Origin of the sequence: Asticcacaulis solisilvae, assembly GCF_017875235.1 — a bacterium.
GTDB classification, from domain to species: Bacteria; Pseudomonadota; Alphaproteobacteria; order Caulobacterales; family Caulobacteraceae; genus Asticcacaulis; species Asticcacaulis solisilvae_A.
This window is the reverse complement of the sequence record NZ_JAGGMI010000005.1, coordinates 42,758-66,119: the sequence shown is the minus strand read 5'-3', so window position 1 is coordinate 66,119 and position 23,362 is coordinate 42,758. Positions and strand designations below refer to the sequence as shown.

17 protein-coding genes are annotated in these 23,362 nt (G+C 61.9%); 11 read left to right on the top strand and 6 right to left on the bottom strand.

What is annotated here, in order from left to right; genetic code table 11:
- The first annotated feature begins 65 nt into the window (after positions 1-65).
- The 4 genes from dnaG to J2X24_RS10060 all read left to right on the top strand — a co-directional run bounded on the left by dnaG (position 66) and on the right by J2X24_RS10060 (position 6,959).
- Positions 66-1,949, top strand: a complete 1,884-nt coding sequence (dnaG, locus tag J2X24_RS10075) for a DNA primase (protein ID WP_209720505.1) — start codon at positions 66-68, stop codon at positions 1,947-1,949.
- Between the two features lie 161 nt (positions 1,950-2,110).
- The gene (gene rpoD, locus J2X24_RS10070; RefSeq protein ID WP_209720502.1) at positions 2,111-4,219 is read left to right on the top strand and encodes an RNA polymerase sigma factor RpoD; all 2,109 of its coding nucleotides are present in this window, start codon (positions 2,111-2,113) and stop codon (positions 4,217-4,219) included.
- A 202-nt stretch (positions 4,220-4,421) separates the two neighbouring features.
- Positions 4,422-5,315: an MBL fold metallo-hydrolase gene (locus J2X24_RS10065; RefSeq protein ID WP_209720499.1), complete on the top strand. Its 894-nt coding sequence runs from the start codon at positions 4,422-4,424 to the stop codon at positions 5,313-5,315.
- 126 nt (positions 5,316-5,441) lie between these two features.
- Positions 5,442-6,959, top strand: coding sequence for a hypothetical protein (locus tag J2X24_RS10060; protein WP_209720496.1), 1,518 nt, complete (start codon positions 5,442-5,444; stop codon positions 6,957-6,959).
- Positions 6,960-6,966: 7 nt separating this feature from the next.
- Here J2X24_RS10060 and J2X24_RS10055 read toward each other — a convergent pair whose 3' ends face one another.
- The 4 genes from J2X24_RS10055 to J2X24_RS10040 all read right to left on the bottom strand — a co-directional run bounded on the left by J2X24_RS10055 (position 6,967) and on the right by J2X24_RS10040 (position 12,202).
- On the bottom strand, positions 6,967-7,461 hold the full coding sequence (locus J2X24_RS10055) for a hypothetical protein (RefSeq protein WP_209720493.1): 495 nt from the start codon (positions 7,459-7,461) through the stop codon (positions 6,967-6,969).
- A 100-nt stretch (positions 7,462-7,561) separates the two neighbouring features.
- Entirely contained in the window at positions 7,562-9,193 is a 1,632-nt protein-coding gene (locus tag J2X24_RS10050; protein WP_209720490.1) for an alpha-L-fucosidase, read from the bottom strand.
- 10 nt (positions 9,194-9,203) lie between these two features.
- The gene (locus J2X24_RS10045; RefSeq protein ID WP_209720486.1) at positions 9,204-10,247 is read right to left on the bottom strand and encodes a glycoside hydrolase family 43 protein; all 1,044 of its coding nucleotides are present in this window, start codon (positions 10,245-10,247) and stop codon (positions 9,204-9,206) included.
- On the bottom strand, positions 10,247-12,202 hold the full coding sequence (locus tag J2X24_RS10040) for a sialate O-acetylesterase (RefSeq protein WP_209720483.1): 1,956 nt from the start codon (positions 12,200-12,202) through the stop codon (positions 10,247-10,249). Before J2X24_RS10040 ends, J2X24_RS10045 begins: the two co-directional genes overlap by 1 nt.
- Before the next feature lie 249 nt (positions 12,203-12,451).
- Between J2X24_RS10040 and J2X24_RS10035 the strand changes: the two genes are divergently transcribed.
- The 7 genes from J2X24_RS10035 (at position 12,452) to J2X24_RS10005 (ending at position 21,215) form a co-directional block, all read left to right on the top strand.
- Positions 12,452-13,522 carry a LacI family DNA-binding transcriptional regulator gene (locus J2X24_RS10035; protein WP_209720480.1) on the top strand — a complete coding sequence of 357 codons (1,071 nt, stop codon included), beginning with the start codon at positions 12,452-12,454 and terminating at the stop codon, positions 13,520-13,522.
- 200 nt (positions 13,523-13,722) lie between these two features.
- Positions 13,723-14,901 (top strand): fumarylacetoacetate hydrolase family protein, encoded by a 1,179-nt coding sequence (locus J2X24_RS10030; RefSeq protein WP_209720477.1) that lies wholly within the window; start codon positions 13,723-13,725, stop codon positions 14,899-14,901.
- A 52-nt stretch (positions 14,902-14,953) separates the two neighbouring features.
- Positions 14,954-15,682: a D-xylose 1-dehydrogenase gene (xylB, locus tag J2X24_RS10025; RefSeq protein WP_209720475.1), complete on the top strand. Its 729-nt coding sequence runs from the start codon at positions 14,954-14,956 to the stop codon at positions 15,680-15,682.
- A gap of 143 nt (positions 15,683-15,825) precedes the next feature.
- Positions 15,826-16,782 carry an SMP-30/gluconolactonase/LRE family protein gene (locus tag J2X24_RS10020; RefSeq protein WP_209720473.1) on the top strand — a complete coding sequence of 319 codons (957 nt, stop codon included), beginning with the start codon at positions 15,826-15,828 and terminating at the stop codon, positions 16,780-16,782.
- A complete protein-coding gene (locus tag J2X24_RS10015) occupies positions 16,775-18,583 on the top strand; it encodes an IlvD/Edd family dehydratase (RefSeq protein WP_209720471.1) in 1,809 nt (602 codons plus the stop codon). Before J2X24_RS10020 ends, J2X24_RS10015 begins: the two co-directional genes overlap by 8 nt.
- Positions 18,584-18,837: 254 nt before the next feature.
- Positions 18,838-20,274, top strand: coding sequence for a sugar porter family MFS transporter (locus tag J2X24_RS10010; protein WP_209720468.1), 1,437 nt, complete (start codon positions 18,838-18,840; stop codon positions 20,272-20,274).
- Between the two features lie 89 nt (positions 20,275-20,363).
- Positions 20,364-21,215 (top strand): aldose 1-epimerase, encoded by an 852-nt coding sequence (locus tag J2X24_RS10005; RefSeq protein WP_209720466.1) that lies wholly within the window; start codon positions 20,364-20,366, stop codon positions 21,213-21,215.
- A 641-nt stretch (positions 21,216-21,856) separates the two neighbouring features.
- On the opposite strand, the gene J2X24_RS10000 is transcribed toward J2X24_RS10005, so the two are convergent.
- Positions 21,857-22,357, bottom strand: a complete 501-nt coding sequence (locus J2X24_RS10000) for a hypothetical protein (protein WP_209720463.1) — start codon at positions 22,355-22,357, stop codon at positions 21,857-21,859.
- Positions 22,358-22,621: 264 nt separating this feature from the next.
- Complete coding sequence (locus J2X24_RS09995) at positions 22,622-23,362, bottom strand: SDR family oxidoreductase (protein ID WP_209720460.1); 741 nt, start codon at positions 23,360-23,362, stop codon at positions 22,622-22,624.

The following is a 23,362-nucleotide window of genomic DNA, read 5'->3' as shown; positions in this document are numbered from 1 at the left end:
AATGATTTCATTAATCGTGGTTCGGAACATTTCGCGAATCGGCAGCAAGCGACTATATTAAGCCGGTGCGTTTTGATGACCATTTTCTTGATGAGCTGAAGACCCGCCTGCGTCCGTCCGACGTCATAGGCAAGAGCGTCAAGCTGCGCCGCAACGGCAAGGAATGGGTCGGCCTGTCGCCCTTCACCAAGGAGAAGACGCCGTCCTTCTACGTCAACGACCAGAAGGGGCAATTCTTCGACTTTTCGTCCGGCAAGAATGGCGACATCATTTCCTTCGTCCAGGAAACCGAGCGCCTCAGCTTCAACGAGGCAGTCGAGAAGCTGGCGGCCGAGGCCGGCATGGCCTTGCCGGCCGTCACGCCCCAGGCCGTCGCCGCCGAGCAGAAGCGCCGCGGATTAAGCGACTGGATGGAACTGGCGCAGAAGTGGTTTGTTGCCCGGCTCCAGGACAAGACGCCGGCGGCGCAGGCGGCGCGCGACTATCTCAAGAAACGCGGTCTGTCGCAGGATGACATCGTCACCTTCGGCCTCGGCTATTCGCCGCGCGATCACCAGGCGCTTAAGGACGCCCTGGTGCAGAAAGGCGCCAAGGTCTCCGAACTGGTCGAATGCGGTCTTCTCATCGAGGTCGATGGCAAGGCGCCCTATGACCGTTTCCGCGACCGGCTCATGTTCCCGATCGAAGACCAGCGCGGCCATGTGGTCAGCTTTGGCGGCCGGGCGCTCAACCCCGATGAGAAGGCCAAGTATCTCAACGGTCCGGAAACGCCGCTGTTTCACAAGGGCAGCATGCTGTTCGGCCTTCCCAAGGCGCTGAAACTGCTTGGTGCGGAAGAAACGCACGAGGAACTGGTCGTCGTCGAAGGCTATATGGACGCCATTGCCTGCCAGCGCGCCAAGATCGCCGCCGTGGCGCCGCTCGGCACCGCCCTGACCGAAGAACAGATCGATATCCTGTGGCGCCGCCACCCGGAGCCGACGCTTTGTTTCGACGGCGACAAGGCGGGCCTGCGCGCCGCCTATCGCGCCCTGGATCGGGCGCTGCCGAAGCTCAAGCCCGGCAAGTCGTTCAAGGTCTGCTTCCTCGAAGGCGGCAAGGATCCCGACGAAATCCTGCGAGAAAAAGGCGCCCTGGTCCTGCGCGACCAGATCGGCCATACCAAGCCGTTCGTCGACGTGCTGTTCACCCGCGAGGCCGAGGCCGAGCCGCTCGATACGCCGGAACGCAAGGCGGGCCTGAAGAAGCGCCTGCGGGCGCTGGCGCAGCAGATCGAGGACAAGGACCTCGCCGATACCTATCGCCGCGACCTACTGGCGAAGTTCGATGACATGTTCGCGCCCAGGCGTAATGAGACGCCCTATCCGGAATACCGGCCGGACATACGCCGTGGCGGAAAATGGACGGGCGGCAAACCTGATCCCAAGAACCAGCCGGCCATGCCCGAGGCGCGCGCGGCGGCGCAGAACCTGACCGTTTCGATCGATCCGATCGCGGCGGCGCTGGCGCAAGGTTTGATCGACAATCCCGACTGGATGCATGACCAGGTCGAAGGCCTTGAAGCCTATGGCCTGGGCGATCCGGCCCTGGACGGGCTGGCGCGCAATCTCGTCGCATTAACTTTTCGTCACGAGGGGCTTGACAGAGAGAATCTTACTCGCCATTTGCACAGGCAAGGACTTGGCGCATTGCTGAGCGAGATCCAAAAGGCGGCCATCAAAGCAGGCGCGCCATTCCTCGCACCGGACACCGAACTCGCGCATGCCCACGCCCGCTGGATACAGGCGTTCAACGCGGTCTCGCGTTTGACGGCGTTGGATCGTGCTCTTAATTCTGCCAAGGAACAGGTTGGAACAGAATTTTTTTCACGGCTGAAGCTGGAGCGCGATTCCTTGCGGCGGTCCTTGCGAAGCGGACATATCTGGCAGGACAGTGCAACAAAAGCTTAGGGCATTAGGTGTGACATGACCGTCACGTCGCCCTTTTAAGGCTTCGTTGACGATACTCCCGCCATAACACACCAAACCGGACTTAAAGTCCGGAGACCCAGCCGGGAAGCGGGTCGAGTTGCGGAGAGCTATATGCTTTTAAATATGAAGGGTGCCGGCCAATGAGTACCACGACCGAGAAACCCGAAGCGGATACGCCGTCCGACGGCCCATTGCTCGATCTGACCGATTCCGCGGTCAAGAAGTTCATCAAGGCGGCCAAGGCGCGCGGCTACGTCACTATGGACGAGCTGAACAAGGTCCTGCCATCTGAAGAGTTTACTTCGGAACAGATCGAAGACACGCTGGCCATGCTCACCGAGATGGGCGTCAACGTCATCGAGTCCGAAGAAGAGGCCAGCGAGTCGACCGAGGTCGCCGTGCGCGAGGAAGCGGGCGCGCTGGCCGAAACCGGCAAGACGTCGGCCTATGACCGCACCGACGATCCTGTGCGCATGTACCTGCGCGAAATGGGGTCGGTCGAGCTTTTGTCGCGCGAAGGCGAAATCGCCATCGCCAAGCGCATCGAGGCCGGTCGCGACACCATGATCCGCGGCCTGTGCGAGTCGGCCCTGACCTTCGAAGCCATCATGGTGTGGCGCGAGGAACTGGGCTCCGGCCGCATCCTGCTGCGTGAAATCATCGACCTGGAAGGCACCTATGGCGGTGGTCCGTCGGAAGGTCCGCCTCCGGGTGCGCTCGGCGAAGACGGTGAAGAAGAAGACGCAGGTGACGGCGTGATCGCGCTGCGTGCGCCCGCGCCGGTCGTCAAGGCGCCCGAACCGAAGCCTGAGCCCAAGTCGGAACCTAAGCCTGAGCCCAAGCCCGAGGCGAAGAAGCCCGAGCCGAAGAAGAAGTCGGGCGACGACGAAGACGATGACGACGACTACGTCCCGATGGACGAGGAAGAGAAGAAGCCCGAAGCCGCCGAAGAGGAGGAAGAGGACGACTTCGACGATGGCGCCGGTCCGTCCGTCTCGGCCATGGAATCGGAACTGCGCGAAGGTGTCATGGCGACGCTGGACGCCATTGCCGGCGAGTTCGAGACCTACCGCCGCGTACAGGACAAGATCCTTGGCGCCAAGCTGGAAGGCCAGCCCGTCGATCCGGCCGACAAGGCGGCGCACGAGGAGGTCACCTCGACCATCACGCGCCACCTCAAGACCCTGAAGCTCAACAACCAGCGGATCGAAGCCCTGGTCGAGCAGCTTTATGCCATCAACAAGCGCCTGATGTCGCTGGAAGGCCGTCTGCTGCGTCTGGCGGACTCCTACGGCATTTCGCGGACCGAGTTCCTGACCGCCTACTATTCGCGCGAACTGGACCCGCAGTGGGGCGACAAGGTGCGCGACATGGGCGTGCGCTGGCAGAAGTTCATCGACAACGACTCGGGCGCCATTGCGCGCATCCGTGGCGATGTCACGCAACTGGCGACCGATATGGGCGTGGCGGTCGACGACTTCCGTCGCATCGTCCAGACGGTGCAGAAGGGCGAACGCGAGGCCCGTCAGGCCAAGACCGAAATGGTCGAAGCCAACCTGCGCCTCGTCATCTCGATCGCCAAGAAGTACACCAACCGCGGCCTGCAGTTCCTGGACCTCATCCAGGAAGGCAATATCGGCCTGATGAAGGCGGTCGACAAGTTCGAGTACCGTCGTGGTTACAAGTTCTCGACCTATGCGACCTGGTGGATTCGTCAGGCGATCACGCGCTCGATCGCCGACCAGGCGCGGACCATCCGTATCCCGGTCCACATGATCGAGACGATCAACAAGATCGTCCGCACCTCGCGCCAGATGCTGCACGAAATCGGCCGCGAGCCGACGCCGGAAGAGCTGGCCGAAAAGCTGGCCATGCCGCTGGAAAAGGTGCGCAAGGTCCTGAAGATCGCCAAGGAACCGATCTCGCTCGAAACGCCGATTGGCGATGAAGAGGATTCGCACCTCGGCGACTTCATCGAGGACAAGAACGCGGTGCTGCCGATCGATGCGGCCATCCAGTCGAACCTGCGTGAAACCACCACGCGCGTGCTGGCGTCCCTGACGCCGCGTGAAGAGCGGGTGCTGCGGATGCGCTTCGGTATCGGCATGAACACCGACCACACGCTGGAAGAAGTCGGCCAGCAGTTCTCGGTGACGCGCGAACGGATCCGTCAGATCGAGGCGAAGGCGCTGCGCAAGCTGAAGCACCCGTCGCGGTCGCGGAAGCTGCGGTCATTCCTCGACTCTTAAATTTACGAGGTTTGGGGCCTGCGGCGCCAAGGCCTTTAAAATCAAAAGAAAAGCCTGGCCCTAAAAGGTCAGGCTTTTCTTTTGATATCAGTAAGTCTGTGGGGTCGCGGACCCCACACCCCATAACATTAAGAACCAGGACTGGCCCGCCGCTGTCCGCAGTGCTAGACACGTTCCGCTAGGGCATCCGAAAGGTCACGATATGAAAACGGCGTTGCGTATTGGCTTTGCATCTGTGTTTGCCTCCATCCTCGCAGCGGGCGCGGCCTGTGCCGCCGAGCCGGCCATTCCGGAAATCGCCGCCAAGACTTTTAAGGTCGGCGATCTGGAACTGGTTTCGCTGCACGACACGCAGTTCGTCATGCCCAATGATGCCAAGGTCTTCGGCCTCGATGCCGGTGTTGATGCCGTCACGACGGTCCTCAAGGACGCCGGTGCACCCACCGACAAGATTACGCTCAGCGTCGATGCGCTGCTGGTCAAGGACGGCGGCCGCCTGATCCTGATCGACACCGGCGTCGGCCCCAAGGGCGGCAAGCTGATCGAAAGCCTGAAATACGCCGGTGTTACGCCGGACCAGATCACCGACGTCCTGATCTCCCACGGCCATGGTGACCATATCGGCGGGCTGATCAATGCCGATGGCACGCCTGCTTTCAAGAACGCCAAGGTGCGTATGACGGCTGCCGAATGGGAGGCGATAAAGGCCGGCGGTCGCGCCGACGCCATCGTTGCCGCCATCATACCCCAGGTCGAAACCTTCGCGCCCGGCGCGCAGATATCGCCAAGCGTCAAGGCGGTCGAGGTCAAGGGGCATACGCCTGGACACTCGGCTTATGAGATCACCTCGGGCAAGGACAGCCTGCTGGCCATCGGCGACAGCGCGCATTCGTCGATCATCTCGCTGGCCAAGCCGGAATGGTTCATCCAGTTCGACGGCGACAAGCCGACCGCGCGCGACAGCCGCAAGGAACTGCTAAGCAGCCTGGCCAAGAGCGGCCAACTGGTCTTCTCGCCGCACTTCCCCTATCCCGGCGTCGGCACCATCAAGGTCAAGGGCGAGGGCTTTGTCTGGGAACCGGCCCTGAAACCGTAAGCACGTCCTGGATAAGACAAATTTGCCGCAGCGGCGCGATTTGCTTGACCCTGGCAGGCGTCGATGCTTGCCGCCCCGCCATCTTTCGGTTAACGCTTGTTAAACGATGGATGGTGGGGGCTTTTCATGATTTTGGCGTTGCGGCGTTTTGGACCGGTAGGCCTGCTGGTATTGGGCCTGTGCGCCGCTGCTGCGGCACCCGCGCGCGCCGATACGGCCACGATCGCGCCGGCCACGGCCCCCGCGGCCAGCCCCAATACCGCGCTCAACATCATGCAGGCGACCGCCGCCATGCAGGCCGGCAAGTGCGACGAAGCCCTGCCGATCCTCGAACAGCTATGGAACGACCCGGAACTGCTGAAGAGCGATCCGGACCTGGCCGAAAAGTTCCGCTTCCAGCGCATCATTTGCACCATCGCGCTGAAGGGCATGCCGGCGGCGCTGGCCCTGTCAGAGGAAAGCCTGAAACATCCCGGCGCGACGGTCGCCAGCTACGATTTGCGCATCTTCCTGCTCCTGAGCTCCAGGCAAACGGACGCGGCGGCCACTGTCCTGGCCGAGGCCGTGACACGCTTTTCCGCGACGGCCTACAAGCTGACCGACATGACGGTCATGGGCACGCTGCTGACCGTCAAGCTGGAGCGCCGCCGGGAACTCCTGGCCGGGCTGCAACGCGCCGGCTGGCAGATTCGCGATCCATCGGGGCGGCTGGTCATCGACTTCCTGCGCCTGGACGGCCTGCGCACGGCGGTCAAGGCCGACGACAAGGTCCTGGCCGATCTGTTCCGCGCCGACATCGCCGACAATGCGCTCATCTATCCGATCAGCCAGGGCGACGGCGCCATCAGCGACGCGAACGTCCCTCCCGCCTACGTGATGCCGGTGCTGCGCCAGCAGATCCAGGACGTCCAGACCTATATCGCCAATACACCGACCGACCTGCCGGGGTTGCGCTACCTGATCCTTCTGCAGCGTACGGCCGATGAGCAGCAGCTCGCCCTTGTCCAGTTGAACGGCGTCCTGCAACTGATCCGCGTCAATGGCCTGGAAAAGTTCAAGGCGCCGAACACCTATCCCAACCTGATCCGCGACAAGGCGCTTCTCCTCACCGAACTCGGCAAGACGGAAGAAGCCCTGACACTCTACAAGGAGGGCGCCAAGGTCATGAAAGGCGCCGGCACATTTACGTTCACGATGTCCTATATGGACTTCCTGATCGGTCTCGGCCGTGACCAGGAGGCTCTGGCGCTGGAGTCGAATATCGACTTCACCCAACTCGATGAAGGCCAGAAGCGCCGGCTGGCGGCGGTGCAGGGGTGTGCCTACGGCTATCTGAAAGACACCATGCGTTATGACGTGTCGCTGTCCATGGCGACGACGCCGTCCGGACTGACCGATCCCAAGATCTATCTCTGTGCGGGCGATACCGAAGGCGCGGCCAAGGCGTTGATAGCCCACATCAACACACCTTCGTCCAGGGATGAGACCATTATCACCCTGCAGAACGGTAAGCCGCCGATCGCCTACTCGGAGCGCAGCAAGGCACTCAATGCCGCCGTCGCCGCCTTGAAGAAGCGTCCGGATGTCATGGCTGCGGCCAAGGCGCAGAACATCATCATCCGCGACTGGCCGATCCGGTTCTAACCGTTCGTTATTTCAGGTCGCAATGAATGGCGACGGGTTTGGCCTGGGCGCTTTCGACATAGTCCTGGAAGACGCCGCAGCCGATCAGGCCATCCTTCTTGCCGGCCTTGGTCGAGTAGATATTGATCAGGACCAGTGGCTTCTGACCGGTGATGTGCTGCAGGTTCTCGGTTTGCGCGCCGGCCCCGGTCATATGCACGGTCTGGTCTTTCGCCTCGACCTGCAGCGTGTCGGTATTGAGATGGATCGTGCCGTCCTTGGGATCGGCCAGTTGCACGGTCGACGGCCGGGCATTGCCATAATAGAGGGCGGAGATCTCCATCTGACTGCCGCGCGCCTTGATCTTTTCGATTGCCTCCGGCGTGAAGCTGAGCGCGATGTCATAGCTGTAGCCGACAGCGGCCGGCGCCGCCGAAGCAGCGGGCGCATCGGCCTTCGGCGAACATTGGACAAGCGCTATGGCAGCTAGGCCAGCACTGAATATCAATATTGATTTGGTCATGGTGCGCGCTCCCTCGGCTTTTTGACTTGTCGCGATATTAAGCCAAAAACCGCAGACACTTTTTGGTATATCGCTTGGTGTTGCGCGCACCTTACACCGCTTACACCAAACCCGCACCGCTGATTTTCAGCGCCGGTGTAAAGGCCGGGCGTGCTTCGGGCAGCTTGACCGCCAGGCCGTCCATTCCCAGCTCGAAGCGCAGCGGCTCGCCGTGGCCCAGCACTTCGACGCGCTCGACCGTGCCCTTGCGTTGCGGTGAGCCTTCGGCCATCGCGCGGATGTTGAGGAAGCCGCTTTCCGGCCATTCCATGGCAATGGCATAGAGGGCGCCGCCTTTCGTCGTAAAGCGGATGTCTTCGTGGGTGAAAGGCTTGGCGGCGCCCTCCTGCATATGGCCTTCGGCAGGCTTGACCGGGCCTTCGCCGTATATGTCCCACGGCCGCGTGGCAAAGATGGCGTCGCCATTGACGTCCAGCCACGCCTTCATGCCGTTGAGGATGGCGACTTCCTTCTCGTCAATCTCGCCATTGCCGCGCACCGGCACACTCAGCAGCATGTTGCCGTTCTTGGCGACGATATCGCAAAGGCGCTGTATGACCTGCTTGGCGGGCTTATAGCCGCCACGCTCATAGAGGCCGCGGTCATAGTGCCAGTTGCCGAGGCAGGTGCAGGTCTGCCACGGGATTGGCCGCAGCCGGTCGGAGAAGCCGCGTTCGATGTCCTCGGTAATGGCGCGGCGCTGCAGGTCGTTGAGCTGCTTGCCGGTGGCGACGACCTGGATGTCGCCATGCCACTTCAGGCTTTGGTTATAATAGTAGCTGGCGGCGTCGAGGCCGTACTGTTCCAGCGGCAGGGCGGTGTCGTCGAAATAGACCAGGTCGGGCTTGTAGCGGTCGACCATGTCATTCTGGCGCAACAGCCACTTCTTCGCGTAGTACTGCCCGTTGGGGGGCACTGTCTCCAGCCACTGACCCGACGTCTTGTTTATGTGATCCTGCATGGCGGCGATGGAGGTAATGCCATCCTTTGGCGGCATGTCGCCGAACGGGCCGGTGTACAGTTCCTGCGGGTCGTAGCCCTCCCACCACTTGCCCTTGCCGTCGGCCTTGGTCAGGCGGGCGGCGTCATAGCGCAAGCCCTTGACCGGACCTTCGGGATCATAGCCGTAGGCGGTCTGCCACCAGTGCCAGGCATGGGCGGCGTGATTCGACAGGCCGAACTTCAGGCCATGCTTGCGCGCGGCCTTTTCGAAGTCGCCGCAGATGTCGCGCTTGGGACCGATATTGACCGAGTTCCAGTTCTGGTACTTGGAGTTATAGAGGTCGAAATTGTCGTGGTGGTTGGCCATGGCGACGAAGTATTTCGCGCCCACCGATTTATAGAGGTTGACCAGGCCGTCCGGATCGAACTTTTCGGCCTTCCAGTCCTTGAGGAACTCCATGAAGCCGAACTGCGCCGGATGGCCGTAGGTCTTGAGGTGGTGATCGTAGAAATGGTTGCCCTGGATGTACATCTGGCGGCCGTACCAGTCGCCATGCTCGGGCACGCATTGCGGCCCCCAGTGCGCCCACAGGCCCAGCTTGGCGTCACGGAACCATTCGGGCGTCCGGTAGCCGGCGGCCAAAGAGTCCCAGTTGGCCTTGAAGGGGGCGGGCGCAGCCTCAGCCGGGACGGCTGGAATGGCGCCTAAGGCTGCGGCGGAACCGATAAGCTGGCGGCGGGAAGGGCGCATGATCAGGTCCTTATTTCGCGATCAGGGGATTGGGATAGAGCGGGGCCGGGTCGAAATCGAGATCCGGGCGCGGCGAGACAACGACGATGCGGTCTCCGCTGTCGTCGATGTCGTAAAGCTTGCCGCGTGCGTTCTTAAACGGGCGATGGACGATCAGCATCCGGCGGTCGTCGAAGGTCGTGAACACCATGCCGTGGCCCGAGCCCTTGCCCAGCATGTGCGGCAGTTGCTTCCACGGGCCTTCCAGCTTGCCGCTGGTCGAGACCGCCTGGGTCTGGATATAGCCGTCGGCGCCCCAGCTCGACCACAGCATGACTAGGCTGCCGTCGCCGGTGTGATAGAGCTCCGGACCATCGGTGACGACCGAGCCGGTTTCGCGCTGTGGCGTGGCGTCGGGCGAATCCGAGCCCTTGAAGAGGAGAATGGGCGGGCCCTTGGCCTTCAGGTCGTCGTCGAGCGGTACGGCTTCCATTGTGCCGATGCGCGTCTGGATCCATTCGTGGGCGTAGACCATCCACGGCTGGCCGGACGTGTCGACATAAAGCGTGCCGTCGAGCGTCATCAGGTCTTTTGAGACGACGGGCTCGGCATCGCGCACGACGGTGAATGGCCCGTCCAGGCTGTCGGATACAGCCAGGATCGTGCTGCGGCGGATCAGCTTCTCGCCCGAGCCGTTGCCATTGCCGGGCAGCGGCAGGGCGTCGTTATGGACGGTGACGAACAGGTAGTGGCGGCCCTTCCATTCGTGAACTTCCGGCGCCCAGCAGCCGGCATTGGCCCAAATGCCTTGCGGCAGGGCGAAGACGCGTTTTGCCTTCTGCCAGTTTCGCAGGTCCTTGCTGGTATAGGCCATGACGCCGATACCGGCCTCACCGCTGATGCGGCCGATATTCGAGGTATAGAGATAGTAGGTGCCTGACGCCTTGTCGGCGACGATCCACGGATCGTGCAGCGGCATGTCGGGCAGGGTAAGCCCGCCTTGCGCGACGGAAGGGCCGCACGCCGCGGCGAACGGTAGGCTTAAACCCGCTGCAAGAAGGGCCCGGCGCCGCATCACTTCACGTCCAGCTGGAACGGCCCGGCGGGCAGGTCGTCGGCGCTGTAGAGGTTGACATAGGGCGAGTCCGCCCAGGCATAGCGCACCGAAGTGGCGTCGGCCGCGCCGGAAAGCACGATCGTGTCGCCTTGCGGCCTGGCCGTGACGTAGCGGCAGGCGCCGTCCTTGCAGGCTTCGAAGCCGATGGCGACGTCGGAGCTGTAGGTGCGCAAGCCGCCGTTGGTGTTGCGGAAGGTGACGATCAGGTCGCTGCCCGAACGTGTGGCGCTGACGGCATCGGGGCCGCCGTTGGAGACAGTGTCGCCATAGGCGATGGCGCGGGCGTTGCGCGCCAGGCGCTGGCCGACCACGACCTTCTGCGTCGGGTGGATGTCGGTGCGGTCGCCGAAATCGACGGTCACCGCCAGGCCCGCGCGCGGATCGGCATTGACCGCCAGGCGCTGGGCTTCACGCAGCTCGGCCCAGCTCGACTGGACCGGCTTGGTGGCGACATCACCGAAGGCCGACAGCTGCGCGACGAAGAAGGGCATCTGCGGATCGTCGAAAGTCTTGCGCCAGTCTTTCATGAGCAGGGCCAGCAGGGCCTGGTATTCGCCGGCCTCGCCTGTATTGGCTTCACCCTGGTACCAGGCGGCAAGTTTCACTCGGTAACCGCTGAGCGGCGCGATCATGGCGTTGTGCAAGGTCGACAGGCTGGTCGGCACCGACCACGGCGCGGCCGGGATGCTGAGGCCCTTGGCGGCCATGCCGGTCTTGTACTTCCAGGTCGCGGGCACAGGAATGGCCTGGCCGTCGCTGGTTTTGACGTATCGGTTGGCGGCCCGGCCGCTCAGGCCTCCGCCGCCGAGCGCGCGGATGACGATGGTGTTGGCGCCGGCCTTGAAGACGCCCGTCGGGACGGAATAGTCGCGCCACATCCACGAAATGCCGGTGCTGCCGACCCAGGTGCCGTTGACCCAGGTCGAGTCGTAGGTGTCGATCGGGCCCAGTTGCAACTGGTTGGCGGCTTTCGCCTGTTCGGCGGTCAGGGTGACGGTGGTGCGGAGCCAGGTGACGCCGTCGAAGCTTTTCAGCTCGGCGATGCCCGCATCCTTCCAGCCGCTGTCGGCGGTGAGCGTTGCCCACTTGCTGTCGTCGAAGGCGGGCGCGATGAAGGCGCGATTGGCCTTGTTCGTCTTGTCGTGCGCATCCCACCACGCTTCATCCGCCTTGACCTGCTGGGCCCTGGCCTTGGCGGGATCGCTGGCCAGCAGCGCCAGGGTGTCGAGCCCGGCGGTATATTTCGGCAGGGTGCGCAAGGATGCCGGACTGATCCAGCTCTGGATCGTCGTGCCGCCCCAGAAGGAGTTGATCATGCCGATCGGAACATTGTGTTCCTTCTGGATCGCCTTGGCCATATGATAGCAGACGGCCGAAGCTTCGCCGACCGTGTCGGGGCCGACGACCTGCCACTGGGTCGGCTTGCCGATATCGGCCAGGGGCGCGGGTTGCGTGTTGGTCTGAACGATCATGAAGCGCAAGCTGTCATTGGCCGAGTTGCCGATGTCGCCCCAGGCGCCGGTCGACAGGCGTTCCGGGAACTGCATGTTCGACTGGCCGCCGCACATCAGGACGTCACCAACCAGGATGTCGCTGAGGGTCTTGGCGCCGCTGCTGTCGGTGGCGGTCAGCGTATAGGTACCGCCTGTCGGAAGCGCGTCCAGGATCGCCGTCCACCTGCCATCGGCGCCGGCCGTCGCATTGGCACTGCGCGTCGTGCCGTTATTACCGTTTAGCTTGACCTCCACGGCTTGCGAAGGCGCGGCCTGGCCCCAGATTTTCAACGGCACGTCGCGCTGCAGGACGGCGTGGTCGCTGAATACCTTGGCGAACTCAGGCGCCGCCTGCGCGGTGCTTGCGGCGGTAAGCGCTGTCAATGCGCAAAGCCATCCCTTGAATCCAAGCCGTTTCATCTCCGCCTCCGTTTTGTTGTTGTGCGCTGATATCGGCAAACCGTGGCCGACTTGGCAAGCGCTTTTGTGAGGTTTTACATACTCACCACGTCGCGGTACTTTTGCCAATTAAAAGATTTTTGCCCGCGAACTTCGCGCGAATAAGCTATGAATTTGCCAATTGTAACGGAGCAGTTTATGGATGTTCCCCTTGAATCATAAGTGTCCGGACGATTCTACCGGACCATTTCGATAAAAAAGGGACTGAGCTTGGCGCGTAAGGTCGGCCGCCGCGGTGGCAATATCGTGACAATCCATGATGTCGCGCGGCATGTCGGCGTATCGCCCATGACGGTATCGCGCGTTATCAACGGCGAAAAGAACGTGCGCGAGGAGACCCGCGCCAAGGTCTTGGCCAGTGTCGAGGCGCTCAACTACTCCCCGAACCTAGCGGCGCGGTCGCTGGCGACCCAGGACGCGGCGCGCGTCGGCCTGCTTTACTCCAACCCGTCGGTGGCCTTCCTGAGCGAGTTCCTGCTGGGGATCCTCGGCGAAAGCTCGCAGGCCGGCACCCAACTCCTCATCGAGTCGTGCGATGGCCCCGAAGGCGCTGCCGCGGCGCTTGAGAAGCTCAAGAACAACGGCTGCGACGGCGTTATTCTGTCGCCGCCCCTGTCTGATTCGACGCGCGTCGCCAAGACGCTGCAGGACATGAACCTGCCTTTCGTCGGCGTGGCGGCGGCGCGTCCGGCGACCGACATCTGCGCCGTGTCGATCGACGACCACAAGGCGGCCTTTGCTATGACGCGCCGGCTGATCGAACTGGGCCACCGTGACATCGGCTTCATCAAGGGCCATCCCAACGCCTATGCCAGCCAGTTGCGCTTCGACGGCTTCCTATCGGCCATGGCCAAGGCCGGGCTGACGGCTGAGCCGCACCTGATCGCCCAGGGCTATTTCACCTATCGTTCGGGTTTCGACGCGGCCGAACGAATCCTGAGCCACAAGCAGCGCCCGACCGCCATCTTCGCCAGCAATGACGACATGGCCGCCGGTGCCGTGGCGACCGCCCACCGTATGGGTCTGGACGTGCCGGACCAGCTGACGATCGTCGGGTTCGACGATACGGCCATGGCGTCTTCGGTCTGGCCGGAACTGACGACGGTGCGCCAGCCGATCGCCGACATGGCGGCGGCCAGCGTCCGGCTGCTGCTGGAACAGATCCGGTCGCGCCGTCTGGGCCGCGAGTTCGAACCGGTGCGCGAGGTGAGGGATTTCGCCCTGATCGAGCGCCAGTCCTCGACCTTTACCAGCAGTGGCGGCGCCATCTCGGACAGTTAAGCGTAGAATTTGTGTTTCGATTTTCGTATTAGCTTGACATCGTCTTCGCGCTGCGTGATTTGGTAGCGCTAACAAAATAAGGGTTTTGGGGAAGGTAGCGGTAACTTCCGTGGAGGCCGCGACGATGCGGTAAATTCCTACGGCCACCCAATAGCCATCCTATAGGTTTCGGTGCGCGAATTCGGCGCGGAGATTGTGTTATGACGAACTTCTTACCTCAAGACTGGCAGTCGGCGACCCTGGTCGGGCGCCTGCAGACTGAAGCTGGTCCGACTCCCATCCTGGTGAAGAACGGCGAAGTGTTCGACATGAGCACGGTGGCGCCGACCGTATCGCAACTGCTGAAGGCCTGGCCGGACACCGGTGTACCGTCGGGCGGCAAGTCGCTGGGCAAGCTTGAGGACTTCACCTTCGGCAAGACCTGGGAAGGCGGCCGCAAGGGTGACCAGCTGCTGTCGCCGATCGATCTGCAATGCGTCAAGGCCGCAGGCGTGACCTTCGCCGTTTCGGCCGTCGAGCGCGTCATCGAGGAACGCGCCCGCGGCGATTCCAACAAGGCCCAGGATATCCGCAACGCCTTGGCGGAACGCGTCGGCTCGGACATCCGTTCGGTCAAGCCGGGCTCGGCGGAATCGGCCAAGCTGAAGGAAGCCCTGATCGCCGACGGCCTGTGGTCGCAATATCTCGAAGTTGCCATCGGCCCCGACGCCGAGGTCTTCACCAAGTCGCCGGTCCTGTCGAGCGTCGGCTGGGGCGAGGAGGTCGGCGTCCGTTCCGACTCGACCTGGAACAACCCCGAGCCGGAAGTCGTCATGGTCGTGACGCCCAAGGGCCAGGCGGTCGGCGCCATGCTCGGCAACGACGTCAACCTGCGCTGCTTCGAAGGCCGCTCGGCGCTGCTGCTCGGCAAGGCCAAGGACAACAATGCCTCGTGTGCCTTGGGGCCGTTCATCCGCATGTTCGACGACGGCTTCACCATCGAGGACGTCCGCAGCGCCGAACTGGACCTGAAGATCGACGGACCGGAAGGCTATGAACTGGTCGGCCGTTCGACCATGACCCAGATCAGCCGCGACCCGCTGGAGTTGATCCGCCAGGCGATGAGCGAGCACCACTATCCGGACGGCTTCGTCCTGATGCTGGGCACGCTGTTCGCGCCGACCCAGGACCGCGACGTCCCGGGCCGCGGCTTTACCCATAAGGTCGGCGACGTCGTCAAGGTGTCGTCGCCTAAGCTCGGCTGCCTGGAAAATCGCGTCGTCTTCTCGAAGGACGCCCGCGAATGGACCTTCGGCATAGCCGACCTGATGCAAAACCTCAGTGAACGCGGACTTTTAAACGCAAAAAACACCAGCCGCGCGCAAGCCTTGGCGTCATAACGCAAAAACAGCATAAACCAGGGCGCAAACCCAAAGGGAAGAGTATAAGTCTATGTCATCTGCCATCTATCCGAGCCTCAAGGGACGCAAGGTGCTTATCACCGGCGGGGGCTCCGGCATCGGCGCGGGCCTTGTCGAAGCCTTCGTAAAACAGGGCGCGCAAGTGTCCTTCATCGATCTGGCCGACACCATTTCCGAGCAGTTGCCGGCCGGCGCCGCCACCTTCTACAAGTGCGACCTGACCGACATTCCGGCGCTGGAACGCACCCTGGCTCAGATCGGCACCGTCGACATCCTGTTGAACAACGCCGCCAATGACGACCGCCACTCACTTGGCGACGTCACCGAGGCCTATTTCGACAACCGCATCGCGGTGAACCTCAAGCACCTGCTGTTCTGCGCCAAGGCCGTGGCGCCGGGCATGAAGGCCAATGGCGGCGGCGCCATCATCAACTTCGGGTCAATCTCGTGGCACCTCGGCCTGCCGGACCTGGTCCTGTACGAGACGGCCAAGGCCGGCATCGAAGGCATGACGCGCGCCTTGGCCCGCGAACTGGGCCCCGACAATATCCGCGTCACCACCATCATCCCGGGCAATGTCAAGACGCCGCGCCAGATGAAGTGGTACACGCCGGAAGGCGAGCGCCAGATCGTCGAAGCCCAGTGCCTGCCGGGCCGTATTGAGCCCAAGCACGTCGCTGGCCTGGCCCTGTTCCTGGCGTCGGACGATGCCGAACTGTGCACCGGTCACGGCTACTGGATCGACGCCGGCTGGCGGTAGCCGAAGTGGTCTCCCGGTAAGAACGAATTTCGCCCTCCCCATTCATGGGGTGAGCGCAGGGAAAGTATAGCTTTCACAAGCGAAGGACCATTGGCGGAGCCAATGGTGGGCGGGGCCATACAAGAAGAAAACAGGGACGCGGAATGAGCCAGTTGTTCGAACCAACCTGTGTCTGGGACCTCAAGGCCACGCTTGGCGAAGGTCCCGTCTGGTCGCGCAAGGACCACGCCATCTGGTTCGTCGACATCAAGTCGTCGCGCGTCTATCGCTATGACGTCAATATCGGCTCGCATCAGGTCTTCCACGCCCCGTCGCCTTGCGGCTTCGTCGCACCGAAACAGCGCGGCGGCTTTATCGTCGGCTGCAAGACCGGCCTCTTCGATTTCGATCCGCAGGGCAATAACCGCCAGGGCCATTTCGAACTGCTGACGCACGTCGAGCCGGGCCTCCCCAACAATCGGCTCAACGATGGCTATGTCGATCATCACGGCCGCCTGTGGTTCGGTTCGATGGATGACGATGAGAACCATCCGCACGGCAAGCTCTACCGCTATGACGCGCGCGGCCTGAAGGTCATGGACGACGACTACGTCATCACCAATGGCCCGGCCGTCAGCCCCGACGGCAAGACCCTCTATCACAACGACACGCTGAAGAAGGTCATCTACGCCTTCGACCTCAGCCATGACGGCCATCTGTCGAACAAGCGCGTCTTCGCCCAGCTCGACCAGCCGCTGCCGCCGGAAAGCGCCAGCCCCGTCTGCTACGCCAATGAACAGGCGACCCAGAAGGACCACGGCCAGGGCTATATGGACGGGCCCGTTGTCGACAGCGCCGGCAATGTCTGGAACGCGCTGTTCTTCGGCTGGGGCGTCAACTGCTATGCGCCTGATGGCCGTTTGCTGCGTCGCGTCCGCTTCCCCGTTTCCAATGTCACCAAGATCGCCTTCGGCGGTCCGGACCTGAAGACTGTCTATGCCACGACCGCCGCCAAGGGGTTGTCGCCGGAAGAGCTGAAAAAACAGCCGCTGGCGGGAGGGCTCTTCCGTTTCGACGTCGATATCCCCGGTCAGCCCCAGAATGAGATCCAACATGTCTGAATTTTCCGAAAAGGCGGCCGCGCGCCGGCCTGCCACGCCGAACGGCCGTTTCCGGTCGCAGGAATGGTTCGAAGCCCCTGGCCATATCGACCTGGCCGCGCTCTATCTCGAACGCTTCATGAACTACGGCATCACGCCGGCCGAACTGCGCTCGGGCAAGCCGATCATCGGTTTCGCCCAGTCGGGCAGCGACATTGCGCCGTGCAACCGCATCCACCTGGAACTGGCCAAGCGCGCCCGTGACGGCATCGTCGCCGCCGGCGGCATCTGCATGGAATTCCCGGTCCACCCGATCTTCGAAAACTGCCGTCGTCCGACCGCCGCCATCGACCGCAACCTGTCGATGATGACGCTGATCGAGATCCTGCACGGCTATCCGCTCGATGCCGTCGTGCTGACGACCGGCTGCGACAAGACCACGCCGGCCGGCATCATGGCGGCGACCGCGGTCGACATCCCGGCCATTGTCTTGAGCGGCGGGCCGATGCTCGACGGCTATCACAATGGCGACCTCGTCGGCTCCGGCACGGTCATCTGGCGTTCGCGCCGGGCGCTTGCCGCCGGTCAGATCACCGAGGAAGAGTTTTTCGAGGCGGCCACCTCGTCGGCGCCGTCGGCCGGCCACTGCAACACCATGGGCACCGCCTCGACCATGAACGCGGTCGCCGAAGCCATGGGTCTGTCGCTGCCGGGTTGCTCGGCCATTCCGGCGCCGTACCGCGAACGCGGCCAGATGGCCTATGAGACCGGCCGCCGCATCGTCGAAATGGCCTATGAGGACCTCAAACCCTCAAAGATCCTGACCAAGGCGTCCTTCCTGAACGCCATCGCCGCCGTCGCCGCCATCGGCGGATCGACCAACGCCCAGCCGCACATCGTCGCCATGGCGCGCCACGCCGGCGTCGAGATCACCGATGCCGACTGGATGGCCGCACACGACCTGCCGCTGATCCTCAACATGCAGCCGTCGGGTAAGTATCTCGGCGAGCGCTTCCACCGCGCCGGCGGCGTCCCCGCCATTCTGCACGAACTGGCCGTCGCCAATAAGATCGAGACCAATGCCCTGACCGTTACCGGCAAGACGATCGGCGACAACATCAAGGGCAAGGAGACCAAGGATCGCGAAATGATCCGCACGGTGGCCGAACCGATCATGGAGCGCGCCGGCTTCATGGTGCTCAAGGGCAACCTGTTCGACTTCGCCATCATGAAGACCAGCGTGATCTCCAGGGAATTCCGCGACCGCTACCTGTCGCGCCCTGGCCAGGAAAACATCCTCGAATGCCGCGCGGTCGTCTTCGACGGTTCGACCGATTATCACGAGCGCATCGACGATCCGTCACTGGGCATCGATGAGAACACCATCCTGGTCATTCGTGGCTCCGGCCCGATCGGTTGGCCGGGGTCGGCCGAAGTCGTCAACATGCAGCCGCCGGCGGCACTGCTGAAGGCGGGCATCACCTCGCTGCCGACCCTGGGCGACGGCCGCCAGTCGGGCACGTCCGATTCGCCGTCTATCCTGAATGCTTCGCCGGAAAGCGCGGCGGGTGGGGGCCTGGCCTGGCTGCGGACGGGGGATGTGATCCGCATCGACCTCAATACCGGCGCCTGTAACGCCCTGGTCGATGATAGCGTTATCGCGGAACGCAAAAAAGACGGCATTCCGGCCGTGCCGGAGTCGATGACTCCGTGGCAGGAGATTTACCGCGCCACGGTTTCGCAGCTGCACACTGGCGCCGTCATGGAACCCGCGTTGAAATATACGAAGATTTCCGAGAAGCTTCCGCGTCACAATCACTAAACGCTTCGAGGGATGTTGCGACGCGACATCCCTCTTTTATTGTTACCGTTAACAATTTTGCGGTAATATAAGACCGTTTTTGCCGTTAACTCTTTATGTTTTATAGGGGTTTTGGTTTTCCGGGGCTTGCTGAAAACCTGCCTTGGGGTTAAGCTTTCGTTAAGCGGTTAAACAGGTGCGTCCAAGCACCGGACCGCAGAGACCAGGGAATATCGCGTGGGCAAAAGCCCGCACATTAGGGAGAATGTCATATCATGTCAGCCACAGCAAAGTCTGTGAACATGGGTCTTGTCATGGGGCTCGCCATCGGCGCTGCGCTGGGCGGCCTGTTGTTCGGTTACGACACCGCCGTCATCAACGGCGCGGTCGAGTCCATCAAGCACAATTTCATCGATCCGCGTACCGCGCTCACGGAGCTTGAGCGCAACAACCTGTTCGGCTGGGCGACCGGCATGGCGCTGCTGGGCTGCGTCGTCGGTTCGCTGATCGCCGGTCCTCTGGCGACGGCGCTCGGCCGCCGCGTCGGCATGCTGGTTGCCGCCTTCCTGTTTTTCGTGTCGTCGATCCTGTCCGGCTATCCGGAACTTGGCCTGGCGCCGATCGGCGGCATGGGCGTCGACGCGCTCAACCCCTTCATGGTCTACCGCTTCATCGGCGGCGTGGCCATCGGCATGGCGTCGCTGATCTCACCGCTCTATATCGCTGAAATTGCGCCGGCCAAGCAACGCGGCCTGCTGGTGACCTTCCAGCAACTGGCCATCGTCGGCGGTATCCTGCTGGTCGCGGTTGTCAACCTGTACATCCAGCGCATGGGTGGCGGTGACGAAAGCTGGCTGCACGCCACGGGTTGGCGCTACATGCTGGCCTCATGTGCCCTGCCGGCGGCGCTGTTCTTCCTGGCCGCCTTCATGATGCCGGACACGCCGCGCTGGTACGTCATCAAGGGCCATGAGGAAAAGGCTCGCAAGGTGCTGCTGAGCCTCAACGACGCTCAGGAAACTGAAGCCACGATCACCGAAATCAAGGGCACCCTGACCGAGCACTCTGGCAAGCTGTTCTCGTTCGGCGCCGGCGTCATTATTGTAGGCATCCTGCTGTCGGTCTTTCAGCAGTTCGTCGGCATCAACGCCGTGCTCTACTACTCGAACATCATGTTCAAGAATATCGGCCTGGATTCGGACACAGCCTTCCTGCAGACCGTCATCGTCATGGCGACGAACGTCCTGTTCACCCTGGTCGCGACCTTCACCGTCGATAGCTGGGGCCGTAAGCCGCTGCTGATCCTGGGTGGTTTGATCATGGCCGCGGCCATGATCGCCATGGGCTTCCTGTTCCAGACGCACAGCCAGGGTATCGGCCTGCTGGCCGCCGCCATGCTGTACGTCGCCGGCTTCGCCCTGTCGTGGGGCCCGGTCGTGTGGGTCATGCTGTCGGAACTGTTTCCGAACTCGATCAAGGGGCCGGCCATGGCCATCGCCGTCGCCGCCCAGTGGATTTCGAACTTTGTCGTCACGTGGTCGTTCCTGATCATCGACGGCGACACCAAGCTCAATGAAATCTTCAATCACGGTGCGGCCTACTATATGTATGGCATCTTCTCGATCCTGGCGGCGCTGTTCGTCTGGAAGTTCGTGCCGGAAACAAAAGGCAAGACCCTGGAAGCCATCGAAAGCCTCTGGAAGAAGTCGTAAGCGTTCCCATGTATGCGTAAACAGCGGGGGCTCCTCGACGGGCCCCCGCTGCTGTTTCAACGATAAAAAATGCCAGCGGGGAATGAACCATGCTACGTCTCACGGCGGGAGACACAGTGCTAGACATCAATCCGGCGGTTGCCGGGGCGATGTGGCGCTTTACACACAAGGGCAGGGATGCCCTGCGGCCGACGCAGGACGGTCAGACCGATGCGCTGATGACCGCCAATTTTCCTTTGGTGCCCTGGTGCAACCGGCTGCGCGACGGCGCCTTCGTCGCCGAAGGGCGCAAGGTGCAACTGCCGGCCAATTTCGGCGACAGTCCTCACCCCCTGCATGGTCATGGCTGGAAGACCGCCTGGACGGTCGTAGAGACCTCTCCGACGCGGGCAGTGCTGTCCTATCGCCATCAGCCGGATGCCTGGCCATGGGACTATGAAGCGACTGTCGTCTATGAACTGCGCCCCGGTGGCGTGCGCTGCTTCCTGACCGTCAGGAATCTGGCGCGCGGGACGATGCCGGCGGGGCTGGGTTTTCACCCCTATTTCAATCGCACGCCCCAGACGCGCCTGAAGGCCAGCGTCGATGGCGTGTGGCTGGTCGATGACCAGACCTTGCCGCGCAACTGGCATGCAGGTGTGGTCAAGAAGGATTGGACGCACGGCGATGTCGTGACGCACGATATCACCATCGACAATTGCTACACCGGCTTCAAGGGCAAGGCCGAGATCTTCGAAGGCGACCGGCTGACCCATACCTTGCGGGCCTCGCCGAACTGCCACTGGCTGCATATTTTCGCGCCGACACACGATCCTGAGATTTTCTGCGCCGAGCCGGTCAACCATATGCCGGATCCGTTCAACAAGCCGAACTCGGGCCTGCACTGCCTGAAGAGCGGGCAGACGGACATGGTGTGGATGGACCTGGCACTGCATGACTGACGGGGTTGGGCCTGTCTCTTTATAAAAAACTTCAGATGTCCAGTAGTGGACAGCGTCATCCTGAGTGCGGAATACCATGCAGGCATTTTATGTTCGCGGACGCCAGGCGGTCATAGACCACGGCACACGTTGGCTCTTTATGAGTGATGTGACTGGACATGAGGCTATATTCCGGCCAAAGTACTTAGGTGGAGCGACGGACAACTGATTAGCTACCAGCCCGGTTCGCTTACGCGCCTCGCCTCACAATACCGTTCTGACGTATTCCATGGGGATGACGTTAAGCGACTGTGCGGACTAGCTCTTGGCGAACTGCTTCAGCCTGCGGCCGCAGGGGAGAGCGGGCCTTATTGGGAACGGAAGGGTAATCCGTTCACCCACGCGAAACACGCAACCTTTTAGGCTGCGTCGCGACGTGGCCTTGGGTATTCATTTATGAAGAAGCCAAGCCCTTCAGTGAACGTCAACGTGCACATCAACGTGGACGCGGCCGCCATTTTACGATGGACATACGGTTTCGTCCTAGTGTTGATCGGCATATGCTGGCCTCACTAGTCAATGAGGCGGCTGGGGTATCCCCTGGCCGCCTTTGGCATATTGAATTCATAGAAGGCTCAAGCCGCGATTAAAACGCATTGAATTTATTGAGCTGTCGTCCGTCCGAAATAGAACCCGGTTATAGCGGACAGGCGGCCCCTCCAGACGATGTCGTTGACCTCTCTGAGGCTGCCAATCGCGTTGCCAATGGCTATGTTCTTAAGGTGAATAAAGGCGATCGTTGTGTCGTCGTCCTCCTGCACAGAACTGGTCTCTTTATCGCCTTGCGGGAGGTATTTCGCTTCCAACGGAACCAGCAACAGCTTCGCATACTGGTTCGCGAGTTCTTGCTCGTCCTCTGCATCAATTTGTCCTGAGTGGTCTTTGAAATTGCTGCTACCCAGCTGGATAGCAAGTTTCTCGACGTACTCTTTCGCGCCAATTATCGAGCCAGTGATGAAATGGCCGCCAATCTGCAGGGTAACGTCTGGACCCGCTGCCACACGGTTTGCGATACCGACAATATGCTGAAGAAGCCAGTCAGGCTCGTGGATGTCCCGATATGCGAGCTCTGCCTCTGGGAAAGTGTTGTCGATATCCGCCATTTCCCACTCCTTGCGTGGCCGTGATTTTGCCATATTTGGCTACATGGGGGGCCATTAACCTTTTTCAAGTCCCATAGGATGGCGTAGATTTTAGCGGAAAGCCTAAACTTTCCAGGGTTTCATCCAACGATATTTCGGAATGCTTCACAGAATCTCGGGTACCTCGCTCACCTCACTATTCTGTCTCTGATAGAAGCTTGGCCTTTCATGTGCAGGTTTTTCTTTTGATATCAAGAGTTGTGGGGTCGCGGACCCCACATCTCGTTAGTTCACCCAGCCACCGTCAATCACGTGCGCCTGGCCGGTCGTAAAGCTCGACTCGTCCGAACCGAGATACACCGCCAGCGCCGCCAGTTCATCCACCTTGCCAAAGCGCCCCATGGCCTGGCGCGCCGTAAATTCCGAATAGGCCTTGTCGAAGTCACCGGTGTCGCGCAGGCGCTGCAACAGCGACGGCGTTTCCACGGTGCCCGGGCAGATGGCATTGCAGCGAATGCCCTGCGTCACGAAGTCGGCGGCCACGGCCTTGGTCAGGCCGATGACGGCAGCCTTGGTGGCGCAGTAAGCAAAGCGGTTCGGAATGCCTTTGATCGACGACGCGATCGACGACATGTTGATGATCGACCCGCCGCCCCCCGTTTTCTGGAAATTGGCCAGCATGCCTGGCAGGAAGGCGCGCACCATGCGGTACATGGCCGTCACGTTGAGATTAACCGAGAACTGCCAGGCATCCTCGTCGCACTCGAGAATATTGCCGGCATGGACCGTACCCGCGCAGTTATAGAGCACGTTCACGTCCGGGAACTTGGCGGCCAACGCCTTGACGGCCTCGGCATCGGTGATGTCGGCGACGTGGCTGATGCCGCCGAAATCCTTGAGCGTATCGCCGTTGATATCGACGGCAATAACCGTAGCACCTTCACGCAGATAAGCGTCGGCCGTGGCGCGGCCGATTCCTTGCCCCGCTGCGGTGATCAGCGCGGTTTTTCCAGCTAGTCTTCCCAT